The organism is Brucella tritici (assembly GCF_008932295.1).
GTDB classification, from domain to species: domain Bacteria; phylum Pseudomonadota; class Alphaproteobacteria; order Rhizobiales; family Rhizobiaceae; genus Brucella; species Brucella tritici.
On record NZ_WBWA01000064.1, the window covers coordinates 1 to 2,801 of the forward strand.

The following is a 2,801-nucleotide window of genomic DNA, read 5'->3' on the forward strand; positions in this document are numbered from 1 at the left end:
GTGAGCGTCCGGTGAGTGGATTTTGCTGATGGAGGCTTTTGGGCGATGTTCTGGCATTAGAACCAGCATTAGTGCTGGCATTAATATCAGAACTTAGAGGTTGGCATGGCTCGCATGGAGATTATATCGGGCATTGAGCGAAGGCGGCGATGGTCTAAAGCAGCCAAGCTGGAGATATTGGCCGAAGCAGCTCAGCCAGGAGTGCGTATTGGGGATGTCGCCCGTCGCCATGATATCTATCCGGCCCAGATCCGCTTGTGGCGTAAATTGCTCAACCCGCTCGATACATCAGCATCGTTTCTCCCGGTGCAACTCCTCGATGAGGAAAACCCCGGACAGCCGTTTTCAGCTGTGGCAAGACCAGTTTTTATCGAGATCGTGCTACGCAACGGTCGTGGTCTGAAAGTTCCATCCGATATTGAACGAAAGATACTGGCATCGTTGATCGCCTGTGTGGAAGCATCATGATCGGGCCTTCAGGAAATGTGCGGGTCTATCTGGCTTGCGGGGTGACCGATATGCGGCGCGGAATTGATGGACTGTCTGCACTGGTCGAAGGAGTTATCAAGGAGGCACCGGGCTCTGGTGCGCTCTTCGGCTTTCGCGGAAGACGTGCCGACCGGATCAAGCTTTTATGGTGGGATGGTCAGGGCTTTTGCTTGTTCTACAAGGTCCTTGAGCGCGGATACTTCCCCTGGCCGACGGCGAAAGAGGGTGTTGCGCATCTGACGCATGCGCAGCTTTCGATGCTGGTAGAAGGGATTGACTGGCGTCGACCGGCATGGACTTCCGCTCCTGGCAGGATGGGGTAAAAGCTTCTGTTTTTACTAGGGAATCCCGCAAAGTTTCTAGTGCTTTCGACGCAAATCAGCTATGTTTGCGGGCATGGAAACAACGCCGTCGGACATTCAGGATGAGCTATTGGCATTGCGCGCGCTCGTCGCTGAACAAGCGGCGAAACTGAGTGCACAAGAAGCCGAAGTCACCAGGCGGGACACCATTATCGACCTTTTGCGTGCACAGCTGGAATTGCTCCGGCATCGCCAGCATGGCGCTTCGTCAGAAAAGATAGACCGCAAGATCGAGCAATTCGAACTGGTGCTGGAGGAGATCGAAGCTTCACGCGCTGAGGCTGAAGCCCATTCTGGAAAAACGCCTTTACCGGAGCTGGATGACGCGTCCGAAAAGCCGAAGCGCAAACCATTGCCGGATGGTCTTCCAACTGAAGAGCGAATTTATCCAGCGCCCTGCAATTGTCCGGCCTGTGGCGGAACATCCTTCCTGAAGGCACCTGACAAGGTCGTACAGGTGATGGAGCACGTACCGGCATCTGTGAAGATTGTCCGGCATGTTGAAAAGCGGATGGTCTGTAAAGACTGCGATACAACAGTATCTGGCGAGATACCTTCCTTGCCGATTGAGCGCGGCAAGCCCGGACCGGGATTGCTCGCGCATATCATGGTCGCCAAGTTCGACGATCATATCCCCCTCTATCGTCTGTCCGAGATGTACGCCCGGCTGGGAATAGACATCTCGCGCTCCGTCATGGCGGATTGGGTTGGCCGCGTGTCAGTTCTGCTTACACCGCTGATCTCGCTGATCAGAGCGCATATTGCAGCAGTCGACCGAATACATACGGATGATACCCCGGTCGATGTTCTCGACCCCGGGAGGGGAAAGACCAAAACAGGCAGGGTGTGGGTCTACGTGTTCGATGGCAGTGGCTATCAGGATGCCAATCCCGGAGCTGTCGCCTACTATTATAGTCCAGATCGCAAAGGCATACATCCGGCCGATCATCTCGCAAACTTCAGCGGGATAATGCATGCCGATGGCTATGGCGGTTATAAGAAGCTCTATGGCAATCAGATTATTGAGGCGGCCTGCATGGCGCATGTGCGCCGTAAGTTCCATGATGTGATCAAGCTGAAGCCATCACCGGTTGCCGAAGAGGCTTTGGCACGTATCGGTGCGCTCTATGATATTGAGGATCGTATCCGAGGCATGTTGCCCGCCGAGCGTCGTGCGCTGCGCCAGCAACACGCCAAACCTATCCTGGCCGATCTGAAGGTGTGGATCGAGGGCGTGCAGCAGACATTGCCGCAAAAGCAGAAACTGGCGGAAGCAATGCGTTATGCCCTGTCGCGGTGGGCGGCGCTGAGCGTTTACATTGATGACGGGCGTGTCGAGATCGACAACAATATAGCCGAGCGAGCCATGAGACCGCTCGGAATCGGAAGAAAAAACTGGTTATTCGCTGGCTCGGACAAGGGTGGTGAGCGTATCGCTAACATCCTGACCATTATCGAAACGGTCAAATTGCACGGTCATAATCCCGAAGCGTATCTCACAGATGTCCTGACCCGGATCCAGAGCCATCCAAAAGATCGACTTGAGGAACTGCTTCCGTGGCAATGGACGCCGGCGAAATACCTGCAGGAGGCTGCATGATGGCACGCTCAAGGTTCATCTATACGCTGAATGAAATCTCCGTCATGATCGGCGAGAACCTCGAATTAATCGAAGAGGTAACAGCCAATTCCGACAATATTGCCGAGGGCGAACTCGTTTATGTCCGCGACGGCAGCGAAGATGGTACAAAAGGCCTGACCGAAAATGGGATTGATGACCTTCAGAACCTCCTCGCAGATATAAGGACATGGGATGGTGGGATCCGCCAGCTCCTCCTCGATCAACTATGCGATCCCGAAATGATCGAGCGTGTCATGGCAGATGAGGCTAAGCGAAGCCCATAGATTGCATCTCTCGACCCAGCGAAAATCCTTTCGCCGGACGCTCAC

Annotated in this window: 4 protein-coding genes; all 4 read left to right on the plus strand. The window is 54.4% G+C overall.

Annotation, left to right across the window (positions count from 1 at the left end):
- The first annotated feature begins 105 nt into the window (after positions 1-105).
- The 4 genes from tnpA (at position 106) to F9K91_RS26670 (ending at position 2,756) form a co-directional block, all read left to right on the plus strand.
- Positions 106-468 carry an IS66-like element accessory protein TnpA gene (gene tnpA, locus F9K91_RS25330; protein ID WP_151679051.1) on the plus strand — a complete coding sequence of 121 codons (363 nt, stop codon included), beginning with the start codon at positions 106-108 and terminating at the stop codon, positions 466-468.
- Entirely contained in the window at positions 465-812 is a 348-nt protein-coding gene (gene tnpB / locus F9K91_RS25335; RefSeq protein WP_151679052.1) for an IS66 family insertion sequence element accessory protein TnpB, read from the plus strand. The genes tnpA and tnpB overlap by 4 nt, the downstream gene beginning before the upstream one ends.
- A gap of 73 nt (positions 813-885) precedes the next feature.
- Positions 886-2,451, plus strand: coding sequence for an IS66 family transposase (gene tnpC, locus F9K91_RS25340; RefSeq protein WP_151679053.1), 1,566 nt, complete (start codon positions 886-888; stop codon positions 2,449-2,451).
- The gene (locus F9K91_RS26670; protein WP_151679054.1) at positions 2,451-2,756 is read left to right on the plus strand and encodes a hypothetical protein; all 306 of its coding nucleotides are present in this window, start codon (positions 2,451-2,453) and stop codon (positions 2,754-2,756) included. Before tnpC ends, F9K91_RS26670 begins: the two co-directional genes overlap by 1 nt.
- Positions 2,757-2,801 lie beyond the last annotated feature (45 nt).